This is a genomic window from Curtobacterium sp. BRD11 (assembly GCF_031844345.1).
GTDB lineage: Bacteria > Actinomycetota > Actinomycetes > Actinomycetales > Microbacteriaceae > Curtobacterium.
Genome location: NZ_JAUZUZ010000003.1, coordinates 282,083 through 299,768, shown reverse-complemented (window position 1 = coordinate 299,768; position 17,686 = coordinate 282,083). Strand labels below are relative to the sequence as shown.

General features: G+C 73.3%; 9 protein-coding genes and 1 tRNA gene. 7 read left to right on the top strand and 3 right to left on the bottom strand.

Features of this window, described 5'->3' with window-relative positions; all coding sequences use genetic code 11:
- Positions 1-34: 34 nt before the first annotated feature.
- Entirely contained in the window at positions 35-3,190 is a 3,156-nt protein-coding gene (locus tag Q9R28_RS09265; protein ID WP_311205943.1) for a PD-(D/E)XK nuclease family protein, read from the top strand.
- A 110-nt stretch (positions 3,191-3,300) separates the two neighbouring features.
- A complete protein-coding gene (locus tag Q9R28_RS09260; protein ID WP_396137158.1) occupies positions 3,301-6,600 on the top strand; it encodes an ATP-dependent DNA helicase in 3,300 nt (1,099 codons plus the stop codon).
- A gap of 196 nt (positions 6,601-6,796) precedes the next feature.
- Here Q9R28_RS09260 and Q9R28_RS09255 read toward each other — a convergent pair whose 3' ends face one another.
- Entirely contained in the window at positions 6,797-7,795 is a 999-nt protein-coding gene (locus tag Q9R28_RS09255; RefSeq protein ID WP_066652883.1) for a phosphotransferase, read from the bottom strand.
- A gap of 119 nt (positions 7,796-7,914) precedes the next feature.
- Here Q9R28_RS09255 and nudC point away from each other — a divergent pair, with 119 nt between their 5' ends.
- Positions 7,915-8,850 (top strand): NAD(+) diphosphatase, encoded by a 936-nt coding sequence (nudC, locus tag Q9R28_RS09250; protein ID WP_066652885.1) that lies wholly within the window; start codon positions 7,915-7,917, stop codon positions 8,848-8,850.
- A complete protein-coding gene (locus Q9R28_RS09245) occupies positions 8,847-10,601 on the top strand; it encodes an ATP-dependent helicase (protein ID WP_311205941.1) in 1,755 nt (584 codons plus the stop codon). The genes nudC and Q9R28_RS09245 overlap by 4 nt, the downstream gene beginning before the upstream one ends.
- Here Q9R28_RS09245 and Q9R28_RS09240 read toward each other — a convergent pair.
- A complete protein-coding gene (locus Q9R28_RS09240; protein ID WP_311205940.1) occupies positions 10,492-11,349 on the bottom strand; it encodes a hypothetical protein in 858 nt (285 codons plus the stop codon). The two genes, Q9R28_RS09245 and Q9R28_RS09240, sit on opposite strands and share 110 nt — an antisense overlap.
- Before the next feature lie 60 nt (positions 11,350-11,409).
- On the bottom strand, positions 11,410-12,831 hold the full coding sequence (locus tag Q9R28_RS09235; RefSeq protein WP_066652890.1) for a zinc-dependent metalloprotease: 1,422 nt from the start codon (positions 12,829-12,831) through the stop codon (positions 11,410-11,412).
- A 169-nt stretch (positions 12,832-13,000) separates the two neighbouring features.
- Between Q9R28_RS09235 and Q9R28_RS09230 the strand changes: the two genes are divergently transcribed.
- From Q9R28_RS09230 to Q9R28_RS09220, 3 genes are all read left to right on the top strand, one after another.
- The gene (locus Q9R28_RS09230) at positions 13,001-14,110 is read left to right on the top strand and encodes a S16 family serine protease (protein WP_311205939.1); all 1,110 of its coding nucleotides are present in this window, start codon (positions 13,001-13,003) and stop codon (positions 14,108-14,110) included.
- 248 nt (positions 14,111-14,358) lie between these two features.
- The gene (locus Q9R28_RS09225; protein WP_311205938.1) at positions 14,359-17,388 is read left to right on the top strand and encodes a UPF0182 family protein; all 3,030 of its coding nucleotides are present in this window, start codon (positions 14,359-14,361) and stop codon (positions 17,386-17,388) included.
- A 63-nt stretch (positions 17,389-17,451) separates the two neighbouring features.
- Positions 17,452-17,528 (top strand) — tRNA-Met (locus tag Q9R28_RS09220).
- Positions 17,529-17,686 lie beyond the last annotated feature (158 nt).

Here is a 17,686-nt window from a genome sequence, read left to right as displayed (position 1 = left end):
CGTTGCTGTCGGCCGTCCTCGGTACCGTGTCCGCGTGCCCAGGACCACGCTGACGACCCTCCCCGAGGACGTCGGGGTCGTCCGCCCGCTCGTCGCCGACCCCGCGCAGGACGCCGTGCTCGCGCTGCCGGAGGGCCGGCACGCCGCCGTGCTCGGCGCGCCGGGCACGGGCAAGACCACCACGCTCGCGCGGCTCGTCGCCGACCGGCTGTCCCGCCCGGACGCGGTCTCGCCGGACGGTCACGCCACGGTGCTCGCGCTGACCTCGGCCCGCACCGCAGCCACGGCGCTCCGCGATCGCCTGGCGGCCGCGGTCGACCGGGCGGTCCCGGGCGCGCTCGCCCGGACGGTCAACTCCCTGGCCTTCCAGGTCGTCGCGCACGCCGCCGCGCTGCAGGGGCAGGAGCCGCCGACGCTGCTCACGGGTGGCGAGCAGGACCGCATCATCGCCGACCTGCTCGCGGGGCACGAGACCGACGGGGTCGGACCGGAGTGGCCGGCGCCGATCACCGCCGTCGTACGGGAACGGGCCGGCTTCCGCACGGCACTCCGCGACGTGATGATGCGCGCCGTGGCCGCCGGGGTGGAGCCCGAGGACATGCGGGAGCTCGCCGTCGAGCGCGGTCGCCCCGAGTGGCGCGCGGTCGGTGACTTCGTGGACGAGTACCGCGCAGCGGTGACGGCCTTCCGTGGCAGCAGTCTCGACGCTGCGGAGCTCGTGGCGTTCGCGACCGCCGCGGTGCTGCGACACGAGGTCCCGGCGAGTGTCGCCGCGCTGCGCCTGGTCGTCGTGGACGACACGCAGGAACTCGTCGAGGGCGAGGTCGCCCTGCTCGGGGCGCTCGCCCGCTCCGGGGTGCAGGTCGTGGCGTTCGGGGACCCGGACATCGCGGCCTCGGCGTTCCGCGGTGCGGAGCCGGACGTGCTCGGACGCCTGGCCACCCGGCTCGGTGTGGCGCGCGTCGACGAGGTCGTGCTCGGCACGGTGCACCGGCACGCGGCACCGGTCCGGGAGCTCGTCGGCGCGGTGACGGCGCGCATCGGGGCCGCCGCGGCCGGACGCCAGCGCACCGCCGTCGCGTCGACGACCGGTGCCCGGAGCGACGCCGTGCTGCACCTCGAGGCCGGCAGCCGTTCGGCGCTCGTCGTCGCCGTCGCCCGGCGCCTCCGTGAACACCGGCTGCTGGACGGCGTGCCGTGGCACCGGATGGCCGTCGTCACCCGCAGCGGAGCGGCCATCCCGGAGCTCGTGCGTGCCCTGTCCGTCGCCGAGGTGCCCGCGACGGCCGGCGCCGCCCCGGTGCGCCCGCGTGACGACAGCGCTGCCCGGGCGCTGCTCGACGCCGCCGCGGTCGCGCTCGGGGTGCTCCCGCTCGGTGCCGACCTGGCGACGTCGTTCGCGACCGGACCCCTCGGGGGCCTGGACACCCTGGCGATGCGACGTCTCCGGCTCGCCCTGCGTCGCGAGGAACTCGCGGGCGGCGGGACCCGTACCGCCGACGAGCTGCTCGTCGAGGCGCTCGGTGCCCCCGAACGGCTCGCCACCGTCGACGCCGGCTTCGCCAGACGCGCGACCCGACTCGCCCGCAGCCTCGTGCAGGCGCGGGCGGACGCCGCCGCGGACGCCAGCATCGAGGAGATCCTGTGGGGACTGTGGGAGCGCAGCGGCCTCGCGACGGCCTGGGGCGGGCAGTCCGCGGCAGGAGGTGTCGGGGCCGCCGAGGCCGACCGGCACCTCGACGCCGTCGTCGGGCTCTTCACCGCGGCGAAGCGCTTCGTCGAGCGCACCCCGGACGCGCCCGCGCGGGTGTTCGTCGACGACCTGCTCGGCGCCGACCTGCCCGAGGACTCCATCGGCCCCGACCGCACGGCCGGACGCGTGCGCGTGCTCACCCCCTCGGCCACGATCGGGCTCGAGTGCGACGTGGTCGTCGTGCTCGGGCTCCAGGACGGTGTCTGGCCGAACACCCGGGTGCGGGGGAGCCTGCTCGACCCGGACGGGCTGGTCCGCGCAGCCGCCGGCATCGACGACCAGACCGTCGACGACCGGGCAGCCGTCATCGCGGACGAGCTCCGGTTGTTCGCCCGCGCCGTCTCCCGCGCCACCACCCAGGTCGTCATCGGCACGGTCGCCAACGACGACGAGGCACCGTCGCCCTTCGTCCGGCTCGTCCCGGTGCCGCCGGACCGGCAACCGACCGTGCACCCGCTGTCGCTCCGGGGCATGGCGGGTTCGCTGCGGCGCCGCGTCGTCGCCTCGGGCGACCACGAGGCCGCATCCGCCCTCGCACGGCTCGCCGAGGCCGGGGTCGCCGGTGCGTCACCGGACGAGTGGTACGGGACGGCCGAGCCGACGACGGAGGACCCGCTGGTCGACCTGGACGCCCCGCCGGCGCCCGAGCACGAGGACGGTGAGCCGGTCGCCCCGACGGTCGCGGTGTCGCCCTCGCGCATCGGCACCTTCGAGGAGTGCCCGGTGCACTGGTTCGTGCAGACCTTCGGTGGCAGCGCGCCGAGCCCGGCGATGGGCATCGGGACGATCGTCCACGAGGCGATGGAGCAGGCCACCGCGGTCGACGTCGAGTCGCTGTGGGACCACGTGGAGGGGCGCTGGGACGAGCTGACCTTCGAGTCGCCGTGGGTCGCCGACCGCGAACGCGCGCGGACCCGGCGGATGATCGAGGGGCTCAGCGACTACCTGCGCACGTTCGCGAGCGCCGGTCGACGGCTGCTCGGCGCGGAGACGTCGTTCGCACTCGTGACCGGGCCGGCGCGGATGCGCGGCAGCATCGACCGCATCGAGGTCGACCCCGACGGGCGGGTCAGCGTCGTCGACCTGAAGACCGGCCGCTCCATGCCGAGCGAGAAGAACGACATGCCGGAGCACCCCCAGCTCGGCGCGTACCAGCTCGCGGTCGAGGACGGCGCGGTCGAGGGGGTCCCGGCGGGCGCGCCGATGGCCGACGCCCGACTCGTCTTCGTGCAGAACCCCCGCTCGGGACAGGCGTACTCGGAGCGCACGCAGCACGCCTTCGACGACGAGGCGCGCGAGGCCTACCGGGAACGGTTGCACGCCGTCGCGCGGGGGATGGCCGGCCGGACCTTCCTGGCGAACGTCGACGACCACTGCGACCGGGCGCGGACCGGCGTCGAGTGCCGCATCCACGTGGTGGGGGAGGTGACCTGGTGACGACCGGTACCGACACGCAGCCCGGGGCCGACGCAGGTGTCGACACCGCCGCACCCCCGGCGGCCCACGACGCCGACGCGCCCCCGGCGGCCCACGACGCCGACGCGCCCCTGGCGGCCCACGACGCCGACGCGATCGCCGACGCCCTCGGCCGACCGCGCCCGACCGACCAGCAGCGTGCGGTCATCGAGTCGCCGCTCGCTCCCGCGCTCGTCGTCGCGGGAGCCGGCAGCGGCAAGACGGAGACGATGGCGTCGCGGGTGGTGTGGTTGCTCGCGAACGGGTTCGTCCGTCCCGCCGAGGTGCTCGGGCTGACGTTCACCCGCAAGGCGGCCGGTGAGCTGTCCGTGCGCATCAACGACCGGATCCGTGCGCTCGAGGACGTCGGGCTCCTGACCGCCGGCGACGCCTTCGAGGCCCCGACGGTCTCCACCTACAACGCGTTCGCCAACGCCGTGTTCCGCGAGAACGCCCTGCTGGTCGGACGCGACGGCGAGTCCCAGGTGCTCACCGAGCCCTCCGCCTGGCAGCTCGCCCGTCGGGTGGTCGTCGGTGCGCGGGACGACCGGCTCGCCGGGCTCGACCGCGACGTCGACACCGTGACCGCTGCCGTCGTGGCCCTCGCCGGGGCGGTGTCCGAGCACCTCGTCGACCCGGCCGACCTGCGTCGCTTCGCGATCGACTTCGGCGCGCTGCTCGAGCTGCCCGGGAACGCCAGGGGCAACCCCTACAAGGCCGTGACCGACACCGTCGCAGCGATCGGAGCGCTGGAGCCGCTCGTCGACCTCGTCGAGGAGTTCCGACGGCAGAAGGTCGACCGCGGCTTCGTGGAGTTCTCGGACCAGATCGCCCTCGCGCTCGCCGCGGCCGAGTCCGCCCCGCGGGTGGTCGACGACCTGCGGAGCCGGTTCCGTGTGGTGCTCCTCGACGAGTACCAGGACACCTCCGTGGTGCAGACACGCTTCCTCGCCCGGCTCTTCCGCGGACACCCGGTGATGGCGGTCGGCGATCCGCACCAGTCGATCTACGGCTTCCGCGGGGCGAGCGCGGCGAACCTGGCCCGCTTCCCGCGCGACTTCGCGGTCGCACCGGTCGCACCGGTCGCACCGGTCGCACCGGTCGCACCGGTCGCACCGGACGCACCGGACGCACCGGTCGCACCGGACGCACCGGTCGCGGGGACGGACGGTGCCGGAACGCCGGCGCCGGTGACCTTCGCCCTGTCCACGAGCTGGCGCAACCCGGTCGACGTGCTCGCCGGCGCGAACGCCGTCGTCGACCCGCTGTCGGCTGCGTCGGAGGTCGCCGTGGAGCGACTCGCGCCGCGACCCGGTGCGGACGCCGGCACGGTGACGGCCGTCTTCCCCGAGACCCTGCCCGAGGAGGCGGACGCGGTCGCCCGCTGGTTCGCGGACCGCCGGAGTGCCTCGCCGGAGGGCTCGATGGCGCTGCTGCTGCGCTCGCGGAAGGACCTGTCGGCGTTCACCGCCGCGCTCGGTGCACACCGGGTGCCGTTCCACGTGCTCGGCACCGGCGGCCTCCTGCAGCGACCCGAGATCGTCGACCTGGTGGCGTGTCTCCGGGTGCTCCACGACCCGGCGGCCGGCAACGACCTCATCCGCCTGCTCGCCGGCGCACGGTGGCGGGTCGGTGCCGCCGACGTCGCCGCGCTGCACGCACTCGCCCGCTGGCTGTTCCGCCGCGACCACACGCAGCAGCGCCTCGACGACGAGCTGACCGCGGCGTTCCGCGCGTCCGTCGCCGCCGGGGAGCACGGATCGATCGTCGACGCGCTCGACTTCGTCGCGAGCGCCCCCGACGAGCACGGCGCCCTCGAGGGCATCAGTCCCGCCGGCCGCCAGCGGATGCGCGAGCTCGGGCAGCAGCTCGCCGCGCTCCGGGCCCGGGCGGCCGGGGACCTGGTCGACTTCGTGACCCTGGTCGTGCAGGAGATGCGGCTCGACGTCGAGGTCGCCGCCCACGAGCAGGGGAGCGCCGCCTTCCTCGACGCGTTCGTCGACGAGCTCGCCGGGTTCGTGACGACCGACGACCGCGCCGACCTCGGTGCCTTCCTCGGCTGGATCGACGCCGCCGCCCGCCGCGACGACATGGGCCCGCGGTCGGAGGAGCCGGAGGCCGGCACGGTGCAGATCCTGACGATCCACGGGTCGAAGGGCCTGGAGTGGGACGCGGTCGCGGTGCCGCGGCTCGTCGAGGGCGGGCTCCCCGCCCGACCGCAGGAAGGATCCTCGGGGTGGCTCGGCTTCGGCCGCCTGCCGTACGAGTTCCGCGGGGACGCCGACGAGCTCCCGCGGCTCGAGTGGCGGGGGCACGCGGACCAGAAGGGCGTCGTCGACGCCATCGAGGCCTACAAGGAGCAGGTGAAGGCCCGGAACGAGGACGAGGAGCGTCGGCTGACCTACGTGGCGCTGACGCGGGCACGGCACGACCTGCTCGTGTCCGGGTCGTCGTGGGCCGGCGGGGTCAAGCCGACGCCGCCGAGTCGGTACCTCCGGGACCTCGTCGCGGCAGGGGTCGTCGCTGCCGACGCCGTCCCCGACGGCACCGTGCACGAGGAGAACCCCCTCGGCGGGGACGGGGCGACCCAGGCCTGGCCGCACGTGCCGTTCGGGCAGCGGGGTGCCCGGGTCCTCGCGGCAGCCGAGCGCGTCCGGAACGCGAACCCCGGTGCGGCCGGGCGCTTCGCGGCGGACATCGACCTGTTGCTCGCCGAGCGGCAGGCTGCACGGTCGGACCGGCGCCGCGTCGCGATCCCGCACCGTGTCCCGGCCTCGGGGTTCAAGGACTACATCGGCCAGCCGGACGCGGTCGCCGAGCGCCTGCGCCGGCCCATGCCGGAGCGGCCGTACCGTGCGACCAGGCTCGGCACGCTCTTCCACCAGTGGGTCGAGCAGCGCGCGCGCAGCGGTGGCTCGCTCGAGACCCTCGACCTGTGGGACGACGAACGCGACCTCGACGCGGACGAGGCCGTGGACGCCTCGACCGACGCCGCGGTCACCGACGACGATGCACGACGACTGGCGGCGTTCCAGGCGACCTTCGCCCGGTCACGCTGGGCCGACCTGACCCCGGTGGAGGTCGAGCGCGAGATCCACATCCCGTTCCTCGGGCACAGCGTCGTGTGCAAGCTCGACGCGGTGTACGAGATCGACGGTCGCGCCGAGGTGGTGGACTGGAAGACCGGCAAGGCACCGACCGGCACGGCGGACCTGGCCGCGCGGCAGCTGCAGCTCGCGCTGTACCGGGTGGCGTACGCCGAGTTCACCGGGCGACCGGTCGACGAGGTGGACGCCGTCTTCTACTTCGTCGCGGACGACCTCGAGGTACGGCCCACGGCGCTGCTCGACCGTGCCGGTCTCGAGCGCGCCTGGCAGGAGGCACTCGGCTGATCCGGTGCGTCGACCGGCCGGGTGCGTCGACCGGCCGGGTGCGTCGACCGGCCGGGCCCGGTGCGTCGGCCGGCCGGATCAGGGCTGGGCCGCTGCGGCACGTGGACCGACGCCGTGTCGGACGGGAGGCGCGGGGCGGGGCCGCGGGGAGCCTCCCGTCCGGTGGGTGGTCGCGACGGACGGGGCGGTGGCCGGGTCAGCCGTGTCGACGCTCGGTCGACGACAGCAACTGCTCGACCTCGCCGATCTCCATCGTCTCGGGGGAGACCGACTGCAGCGGCGCCGCGCTCGGGGTCTGCACGGCGTCGACCAGTCGGTGCATCATCGCGACCGCGTCGTCGACCACCTCGGTGCTCTTCGCCTGCACGCCGTGCAGCAGCCACTGGGCGGTCTCGAGCTCGTGGTGGACGCGGGCGCGCTGGGCGAGCTGGCGGTCCCGACCCCCGCCGTTCGCCTCGTACGCACTGATCACGGTGTCGAAGGCGTCGCGGTGACCGGCGAGCACCCATGCCAGGTCCTTCGCGGGGTCGCCGAGTCGGAGCTCGCCCCAGTCGAGGACGCCGGTGACCGAGTCGCCGTCGACCAGGACGACCCCGGTGCCCAGCGCGCCGTGCACGACCGTCGGGGTGAACTGCCAGAGCTGCTGGTCGCGCGCAGCGCCCTCCCACCGTTCGACGAGTGCGGCGGGCACGAGCTTCGTGGCGACCGCGCGGTCCATCACGGAGACGGCGGAGCGCAGGACCTCGAACGGGGTGAGCGACGGCAGTCCCGCGTCCGTCACGAAGCTCGTCGGCAGCTGGTGGACGGCCGCGACGGCACGGCCGACGGCGGTCGCGAGGTCGGGACGCTCGGTCAGGTCGCGCAGCGTCGGGTGGGTGCCCGGAACGTAGGTCGTGACGATCGCCCGGGTCGAACCGATCGGCGCCTGACCGCGGTACTCGGCGACGGCGAACGGCAGACGCGAACGGATGCCGGCGCTCAGGGCACGGATCGCGACGAGGTCCGCGGACTGCCGGGCCTCGGCCCGCTGGTTGCGCGGGCGACGGATCGCACTGAGCGCGCCGTCCGCGTCGCGGAGGACGGCCGACTCGTAGTCACCGGAGGCGGCCGAGCCGAGTGTGCGCGTGCCCGTGACGACCAGACCGGGAACGGCCGTGGTCGCCAACGCGGCTAGAGTGAACTGGGATCCCGCCATGCCCCTCAGGGTAGGTCCGCGTCCGGTGCCGGAGCGCACGCCACGCTGGCCTGTGCAAGCCCGGGCACCGTGCACAGGGTCCCGTTGAGAAGCCCGTCCCGATCGAGGAGCACCCCGCCGTGACCGTCGAGTTCGCCGCCAGACTCCCGCTGTCCCGCAACGAACTCGACCGCGACGCGGAGTTCCGGACCACCCCCGACCTCGACCGCGTCCTGCGGGCCGACCCGGACACCCGGTGGCTGCCCGTCCGCGGTGCCGAGCTGCTCCGTGACGCCGACGGCGCGCTCCGGTTCGTGGGCGCCGACGCGGTGCCCGAGCACGCGGTGACGCTCTACCTCGGCCGAGCGGTCACCGACGCCGCCGACGCTCCTGCCGGCACGCGCTTCGCCGCCGCGCTGCTCGACGCGACGGCCGCCGCCGCGATCGAGCCCGACGACGAGGCGTGGTCGAGCCTGCGCATGTTCGGCACCGAGCTGTCCGCCCGCGACCAGGGCCTCGCGGTCGAGGCCGTCGCGATGGCGAACTGGCACGCCGTGCACGGGTTCTCCCCGCGCACCGGCTCGCCGTCCGACGTCGTCAGCGGCGGGTGGGTCCGCCGCGACCCCGAGGGGCACGAGCTCTTCCCGCGGACCGACGCGGCGATCATCGTCGGGGTCACCGACGCCGACGACCGCATCCTGCTCGGGTCGAACGCCGCGTGGGACGCCGACCGCTACTCGCTGCTCGCCGGCTTCGTCGAACCGGGGGAGTCCCTCGAGGACGCCGTCCGCCGCGAGGTCTGGGAGGAGTCCGGCGTGCGCGTCGAGGAGCCCGAGTACCTCGGGTCGCAGCCCTGGCCGTTCCCCGCGTCGCTCATGGTCGGCTTCCGCGCACGCGCCGTGGACGGCGATCCCTCGACCGCTCGACCGGACGGCGTCGAGATCCTCGACGTCCGGTGGTTCTCGCGCGACGAGGTCCGCGAGCGTGCCGGCGACACCCTGCTGCTGCCCGGCCGCACGTCGATCGCCCGCGCGATCATCGAGGAGTGGTACGGCGGGCCGCTGGACGTGCCGTGACCGATCCCCGCGCGGCGACCGGTGCCGCACCGGTGCGCCCGCCGTCGCCGGACGAACTGCTCGCGGCGCTCGACGCCGAGCAGCAGACCGTGGCCCGGACGTTGCTCGGCCCCGTCGCCGTGCTCGCCGGCGCAGGGACCGGCAAGACCCGGGCGATCACCCACCGGATCGCGTACGGGGTCGCGACCGGCACGTACTCGCCGAACCACGTCCTCGCGCTCACCTTCACGACACGGGCGGCCGGGGAACTCCGGTCGCGGCTGCGCGCGCTCGGCGCCGGGACGGTCCAGGCGCGGACCTTCCACGCCGCGGCGATGGCACAGCTCAGCTACTTCTGGCCGGACACCGTCGGCGGGCACGCCCCGCGCATCGTGGAGTCCAAGGGTCGGGTCATCGCGCACGCCGCCGACACGGTCGGGATCCACGTGGACACCCCGGTGCTCCGCGACCTCGCGGCCGAGGTCGAGTGGCGCAAGGTGCAGATGCTCACCTACGACGAGTACGAGGCCGCTGCGGCCGACCGGGTGATGCCGCGGGACACCCCGCCCCGGCGGGTGATCGACCTCATGAAGGCGTACGAGCAGCTCAAGGACGACCGTCGGCAACTCGACTTCGAGGACGTCCTGCTCGCGACGCTCGGCATGGTCGAGTCGGAGCCGCGGGTGGCCTCGTACGTCCGACAGCAGTACCGGTTCTTCGTCGTGGACGAGTACCAGGACGTCTCGCCCGTGCAGCACGACCTGCTGCGCGCGTGGCTCGGCGGCCGCGACGACGTGTGCGTGGTCGGTGACGCCAGCCAGACGATCTACTCGTTCGCGGGCGCGTCGAGCCGGTACCTGCTGGGCTTCGGGTCGGAGTTCCCCCGCGGGTCGGTCGTGCGCCTCGAACGGAACTACCGGTCGACGCCCGAGGTGGTGCACGCCGCGAACACCCTGATGCGCGGGCAGCCCGGTGCGCTCGACCTCGTCGCGCAGTCCGCCGAGCGGGGCCCGGAGCCGGAGGTGCTGCCCTGCGTGCACGACGGCGACGAGGCGCAGACCGTCGCCCGTCGCATCGGCGAGCTCGTGGCGTCGGGAGCGGCGTTCGGCGACTGCGCGGTGCTCTTCCGCGTCGGCGCGCAGTCCGCCGCGCTCGAGTCCGCCCTCGGTCGCGCCGGCATCCCGTACCGGGTGCAGGGCGGCACGCGGTTCTTCGACCGGCCCGAGGTGAAGCTCGCGGTGCACCACATGCGCGGCGAGGCCGTCCGGCAGACCGACGACGAGCTCACCCGCCGGGTCGGGCTCGTGCTGCAGCTGAGCGGCTGGACCCCGACGCCGCCGGACGGCACCGGCGCGGTCCGTGACCAGTGGGAGGCGTTGCAGGCGGTCATGGGCCTGGCCGAGGCCGCGCCCGCCGGCACGACGATGCAGCAGTTCACGCAGGACCTGGTCGACCGTGCGGCGACCCACCACGAGCCGGAGCTCGACGCCGTGACCCTCGCCACCATGCACTCCTCGAAGGGTCTGGAGTGGCCCCACGTCGTGGTCGTGGGCGCCGCCGAGGGGCTGCTGCCCATCTCCCACGCCACGACCGACGCCGAGGTCGACGAGGAGCGCCGGCTGTTCTACGTCGGGCTGACCCGCGCGCGTCGCTCGGTCACCGTCACGTGGTCACGGCAGGGTTCCACGCGCGGGGGCGCCCGGGCGCCGAGTCGGTTCCTGGCAGCGCTCGACAGGCGCACCGAGGGTGCTGTGCCACCGGCAGCAGGCTGACCGTCAGGTCGTCGCGGTCGAAGACGACCTGCTCCGTCGTGGGGACCTGGGTCCGCAGGGGCAGGCGCTGCACGAGCAACCGCACCGCGGCCGACGCGACCGCTGCGCGTCGCCAGGGCGACAGCGGTGCTGCCGGCCGACCCCACACCTGGGCGGCCAGCGCGGGCCACGCCGGGTCCTCGTCCACGCGGGCGTACTCGACACACTGCAGGCACGGGCCGTCGCCCGGGACGACCACCGGCCCGAGCCGGATCCGTCCGTCGCCGACCACGAGCGACAGGTGCGGGGTCCCGCGCCGCGCCCACGCCGACCGGAGCGCCGGGTCGACGACGTGGTCGACGACGACCACCGCGAGTGCGGGGGTCGGGTCCGGCAGCACGACCGGCCCACCGCGGGGCGCGGCCGTCCGGGCCACCGTCACGCCCTCGCCGGAGAGCATCTCAGCGACGGTGTCGGCGAGGACGCCGTCCCCGTGGACCTCGACCCGGGCGAGCGGCTCGGGCAGGACGTCGACGACGGCGGGGGAGGCGTCACCGAGCACGCGGGCCGCCACCTCGGGCCTGCACCCCGTAGTCCCGGCGAGGGCGGTCAGGGCGTCGCGGCTCGTCTCCCGCCGGAGCGCGCAGAGGAAGCGCTCCTCGGCCACGGTCGGGACGGGGACGACGGCGCGCGGCGGGTCGACGCCGAGCTGCACGGTCCCCGGGTCGCGCCAGACGAACTCGAGCGTGGGGTCGATGCGGATGCCCATGCACCCACGCTGGCGGAACGGCCGGCCCCGTGGGGACCGGCCGTCACGATCTGTGGAGAACTAGCGGGGTCCGGCGCCGGGGGTGTCGTCGCCCGCAGCGCGGTCGTCCGCGGGGCCGCCCTCGTCCTCGATGCCGCCGCTCTCGTCCTCGCGCGGGCGGTCGCCGGAGGCGTCGTTGAGCAGGTCCTCGAGCGCCTTGTCGAACGCGTCGTCCTCGGCGGAGCGACCCGGGTTCCGCAGCCGCAGCACGAAGGCGTCCGGGTCGTCCACGTCCTCGGACGTCGGCACGGCGTCGAAGTGCGACCACAGGGCGTCGCGCTCCTCGGCCCCGAACTCCTCGGTGACGCGCTGCCAGAGCGCAGCGGCCTCGCGCAGTCGGCGGGGGCGCAGCTCGAGGCCGACGAGCGTGGCGAAGGCCGACTCGGCGGGACCACCGGCGGCACGGCGACGGCGGACCATCTCCGCGATCGCGTCGGACTTCGGCAGCCGGACCGTCGCGGCGGCGGTGACCGTGTCGACCCAGCCCTCGACGAGCGCGAGCATCGTCTCGAGCCGGCCGAGCGCGGCTTCCTGCTCGGGCGTGCGCGGCGGGATGAGCGCCCCGGACGCGAGTGCGTCGCGCAGCTGCTCCTGGTTGGTCGGGTCGATCTCCGAGGCCAGTTCCTCGACCCGGTCGAACGGGATGTGGATGCCCCGTGCGTAGTCGGTGATCGACGAGATGATGTGCAGCCGGAGCCAGCGGGCGGAGCGGAAGAGCCGGGCGTGCGCGAGCTCACGGACGGCCAGGTAGATCCGGACCTCGTCCTCGGGCACGTCGAGGCCCTCGGCGAACTCGGCGACGTTCTGCGGCAGCAGTGCGGCGACCTGCTCGTCCAGGAGCGGCACGCCGACGTCGCCGCCGGAGACGACCTCCTTCGACAGCTGCCCGACGACCTGGCCGAGCTGGATCGCGAACAGGGCGCCGCCGACGCCGCGCATCGCCTTCGAGACGTCGCCGAGCATGGCCTTGAGCTGCTCGGGCGCGCGCTGGTCGATCGCCTCGGTGAGCGCGTTCGCGATGCTCAGCGCCACCGGCTCGGCGATCTGCGCCCAGACCGGGGTCGTGGCCTTCGCCCACTGCTCCCGCGTGTACAGGCTCGGCGTCGCGGTGAGCTCGGGGACGCTCGTGGCCTCGTCCAGCCAGAGCGCGGCGACCTGGAACGCCTGGTCCGAGGCCTGGGCGGTCGCCGGGTCGACCGGGTGTCCGCCGTCACGCGCGATCGCGGTCGCACGCTCGGACGCGACCGAGAAGTCGATGCCGTCCCCGCCCGACTGCGCCGCGCGCTGGAGCTGGCTCATCAGGTTCGCCACGAACGCCGGGTCGTTCGGCAGTCCGGCCGCGCCCGCGAGCTGCGACGGGTCGATCTGCCCCTCTCCGGAGAGCAGCTTGCGCAGCATCTCCTGGAAGTCGTCGTCCGGCCCCGGCTGCGGTTGATCAGGCATGACGACTACGCTAACCGCTGCTCACGGGGCCGCGCCCGGGATGCTCCCGAGGGGACGCCCGGACCGCTGCGCCGAGGGCGAACAGCCTGCGAGCACGCGGGCGACCGACCCGCCAGCGCGCGGGTGCACCGCCCGCACCCGCGGGCGCCCCGCCCGTGGAAGGACGTCCGTGACCCTCTTCGCCCCCGCGCCCCGTCGCCGTTCCCGTGCACGCACCGTCGGCTGGGCGTTCGTCATCGGCGCGGTCGTGCTCGGACTCCTGGCGAGCTTCCTGCCGAGCCCCTACCTGATCGAGGTGCCCGGGCCGGTCTACAACACGATCGGCACGCAGCGGCAGGGGCAGGGCAAGGACGCGAAGGACGTCGAGCTCATCCAGATCGACGGGGCGGAGACGTACCCGACGGGTGGCGCGCTCGACATGCTCACCGTGGGCATCCAGGGTGACGCCACGAACCGCCCGTCGTGGACGAGCGTGATCCGCGCGCTGTTCTCGCGCTCCGAGGCGGTCATCCCCGCGAGCGCCGTCTACCCGGAGGGCACCACCACCGAGCAGGTGAACCAGCAGGACGAGGCCGACATGCGGTCGTCGCAGCAGTCCGCCGTCGCCGCCGCGCTCATCCACCAGGGCCACGACCTGCCGACCGAGCTCCGGGTCGGGACGGTGCAGGAGGGCTCCGCTGCGGACGGCAGCATCCGCGAGGGCGACGTCATCACGGCCTTCGACGGGGAGCAGCTGACCGAGAACGTCGACGCCGCGTCGCTCCGTGCGGCGGTCGCGGAGCACGGGACCTCGTCGCCGGCGACGGTGACGCTGCTGCGCGACGGGAAGCGCGAGCAGGTCGAGGTCACCCCCCGCGAGGAGCAGGGGACCCCGCTCCTCGGGGTCGGCGTCACCGAACGGTACGACTTCCCCTTCGACGTGAAGATCGCGCTGCAGGACGTCGGCGGCCCGTCCGCCGGCATGATGTTCGCGCTCGGGATCATCGACGAGCTGACGCCGGGCGAGCTCAACGGCGGGAAGCACGTCGCGGGCACCGGCACGATCACCGCGGACGGCGAGGTCGGCCCGATCGGTGGCATCCGGCAGAAGCTCTACGGCGCGAAGGACGCCGGTGCGACCGTGTTCCTGGCGCCGGCCGACAACTGCGACGAGGTCGTCGGCCACGTGCCGGACGGACTCGACGTCTACAAGGTCGCCACGCTCGACCAGGCGGTCACCGACCTCGAGACGATCGCCGCGGGGAAGAGCACCGCCGGGCTCGCACGCTGCGGCTCCTGACCCGGCCACCCGCACGGCGCGACGTGTGCGCTCGACGCGATCCGCGCCTCCCGGCCGACCGGCCTGGAGGCTCGGCTCGCCTTCCTGAGTCCCCGTACAGTTTCACTGTCGGTCCGGACCAATAGGATCGGAGCACTGACGGCCCGGCGCGCCGGGCCCGCCGGTCCGACACGTCTGGAGCACATCAAGTGACGACAACCTCGTCCACCTCGGGCACTGCTGGGCGGCGTTCGCCGCGGGTCCCGATCGTGGTCACGATCATCGTGCTGGCCGCACTGGTGATCGGCTTCTTCATCTTCGCCAGCCTGTACACCGACTACGCGTGGTTCGCGCAGCTCGGGTTCCAGCAGGTCCTCACCACGCGCTGGATCGCGGGCACGCTCATGTTCGTGGCCGGGTTCCTCGGCATGGCGGTCCCGGTCTACGTGAGCATCGCGCTCGCCTTCCGCTTCCGCCCGGTCTACGCCAAGCTCAACTCGCAGCTCGACCGCTACCAGCAGGTCATCGAGCCCCTGCGCCGCGCGGTCATGATCGGCATCCCGGTCGTCCTCGGCCTGTTCGCCGGGCTCGCGACCGCCGGTCGCTGGAGCATGGTGCTCGAGTACTTCAACCGGACCCCGTTCGGCCAGAAGGACCCGCAGTTCGGGCTGGACATCGGGTTCTACGTGTTCGAGCTGCCGTTCTGGCGCTCGATCGTGGCGTACTCGTCGGCCGTCGTCCTCATCGCCGGCATCGCCGCGCTCGCCGCGACCTACCTCTACGGCGCGCTGCGCTTCGGCGGGCGCGAGGTCCGCATCTCGAAGGCCGCACGCGTCCAGCTCGCCGTCACCGCAGCGGTCTACGTGGCGCTGCAGGCCGTCAGCCTGTGGCTCGACCAGTACGCCGCGCTGACGAAGGACAACCCGCTCATCACGGGTGCGCAGTACACCGACGTCAACGCCGTCATCCCGGGGCGTGAGATCATGGCGGGCATCGCGGCGATCGTCGCGATCCTCTTCATCGTCACCGCCGTCATCGGCCGCTGGCGCATCTCGATCGTCGGCACCGGGCTGCTGCTCGTCGCGGCGATCGTCATCGGCGGCATCTACCCCTGGATCGTCCAGCGCATCCAGGTGAAGCCGTCGGAGCGGACCTACGAGTCGGCCTTCATCGAGCGCAACATCAAGGCCACCCGCGACGCGTACGGCGTGAGCGGGGTGCAGGAGCAGAACTACGACGCCACGACCGAGGCGAGCTCCGGCGCGCTGGCGCAGGACGCCCAGACCACGGCGAACATCCGTCTGATCGACCCGAAGATCGTCTCGGACACGTTCAGCCAGCTGCAGCAGTACCGGCAGTACTACCAGTTCCCCGACCAGCTGGACGTCGACCGCTACGACATCGACGGCCAGACCGAGGACACCGTCATCGCGGTCCGCGACATCGACCTCGACGGGCTCAGCTCGCAGGCGAACACCCAGTACAACCGGACGTTCGTCTACACCCACGGCTTCGGTGTCACCGCGGCCTACGGCAACCAGCGCGCGAGCGACGGCAAGCCGGTGTTCCTCGAGTCCGGCATCCCGTCGAACGGGCAGCTCGGCAACTACCAGGAGCGTGTCTACTTCGGTGAGACCTCGCCGCCGTACTCCATCGTGGGCGGACCCGAGGGCTCGAAGAACATCGAGCTCGACTACCCGGCCGGCTCCGACGACAGCGACGGCGGCAACGCCACGACGACGTACCAGGGCGACGGCGGACCAAGCCTCGGCGGGTTCTTCAACCGCCTCGTCTACGCGGCGAAGTTCCAGTCGGAGCAGATCCTGCTGTCGGACGCGGTGAACCGCGACTCGCAGATCCTGTACGACCGCGACCCGATCCAGCGCGTGCAGAAGGTCGCTCCGTACCTGAAGCTCGACAGTGACGCGTACCCGGCGATCGTCGACCACCGCATCCAGTGGATCGTCGACGGCTACACGACGAGCGACGCCTACCCGTACTCCCAGAGCCAGAGCCTGTCGGACACGGTCGCCGGGACCGACTCGTCGGCGTTCCGCACGGACCAGGTGAACTACATCCGCAACTCGGTGAAGGCCACCGTCGACGCGTACACCGGCAAGGTGACGCTCTACGCGTGGGACACCGAGGACCCGGTGCTCAAGACGTGGCAGAAGATCTTCCCCACGTCGACGCAGCCGGTCTCGCAGATGAGCGCGGAACTCCTCGACCACGTGCGCTACCCGACCGACCTGTTCAAGGTGCAGCGCTCGATCCTCGGCACGTACCACGTGACGAACGCGAACTCGTTCTACTCGGGTGACGACGCGTGGAACACTCCGCAGGAGACCACCACGGGCACGACCGACTCCGAGGCCAACTCGGACACGGTGTCGCAGACGACGACGAACGCCCTCGGTACCAGGACCACGGCGTCGCAGGGCAACCTGCAGGACCCGTACTACCTGACGATGAAGGTGCCGGGGCAGGACACCGCCTACTCGCTGTACACGACCTACATCCCGCAGCAGTCGGCCGGAGCGAACAACCGCAACGTGCTGACCGGGTACCTGGCGGTGGACTCCGACGCGGGTGGTGCCGGCAAGGGCGAGAAGGCGTCGAACTACGGCAAGCTCACGCTGCTGACGATGCCGAAGACGGACAACATCCCGGGTCCGGCGCAGGTGCAGAGCCTCTTCAACGGTGACACCACCGTGTCGCAGGAGCTGAACATCCTGAAGCGGGGCAACTCGACCGTGAAGCAGGGCAACCTGCTGACGCTGCCGGTCGGCGGTGGGTTCCTCTACGTCCAGCCCGTCTACGTCCAGTCGACCTCGAGTGGCTCGTACCCGCTGCTGCAGAAGGTGCTCGTGGCCTTCGGCGACAAGATCGCGTTCGAGGACACCCTCGACCAGGCGCTCAACGAGCTGTTCGACGGTGACTCCGGTGCTGCCGCCGGTGACCAGGGCGCGGCGAACGGGTCGGGTTCGACCGGTTCGTCGGACTCGGGTTCGTCGGGCTCGGGCTCGTCGGGCTCGGGCTCGTCCGACTCGGGTTCGGGATCGTCCGACTCCTCGGGTGACTCCGGTTCGTCGTCCGGAGGGTCCTCCTCCGGCGGCTCGGGCAGCTCGTCGAGCAACACCGGCAACCAGGCGCTCGACCGGGCCCTGGCCGACGCGCGCAGCGCGCTGCAGGACCGCCAGAAGGCCTACGCCGACAACGACCTGGTCGCTGCGGCCGAGGCGGACAAGCGCCTGCAGGACGCCATCGAGGCCGCGACCGAAGCCGAGAACGGCAACTGACACGCCGTGGCGGGGCACTCGATTTGTGCCCCGCCACCGGGGTGTGTAGGCTATTGGATGTGCCGCGGGGTGGAGCAGTTCGGTAGCTCGCTGGGCTCATAACCCAGAGGTCGTAGGTTCAAATCCTGCCCCCGCAACCAAGCGTCACAAGAAGGCCCCGGTCCACTCGGACCGGGGCCTTCGTCGTTCCACCCGGACGTGCGAGGGCTGCTGGTCGTGCTGGTCGTGCTGGTCGTGCTGGTCGTGCTGGTCGTGCTGGTCGTGCTCGTCGCGCCGGTCGTCCTCGCCGCTGCGTTCA

Coding starts and splice junctions, on each gene's coding strand:
- Q9R28_RS09235 (WP_066652890.1), bottom strand. CDS start 12,831: ATGCCTGATCAACCGCAGCCGGGGCCGGACGACGACTTCCAGGAGATG.
- Q9R28_RS09255 (WP_066652883.1), bottom strand. CDS start 7,795: ATGGCGGGATCCCAGTTCACTCTAGCCGCGTTGGCGACCACGGCCGTT.
- Q9R28_RS09240 (WP_311205940.1), bottom strand. CDS start 11,349: ATGGGCATCCGCATCGACCCCACGCTCGAGTTCGTCTGGCGCGACCCG.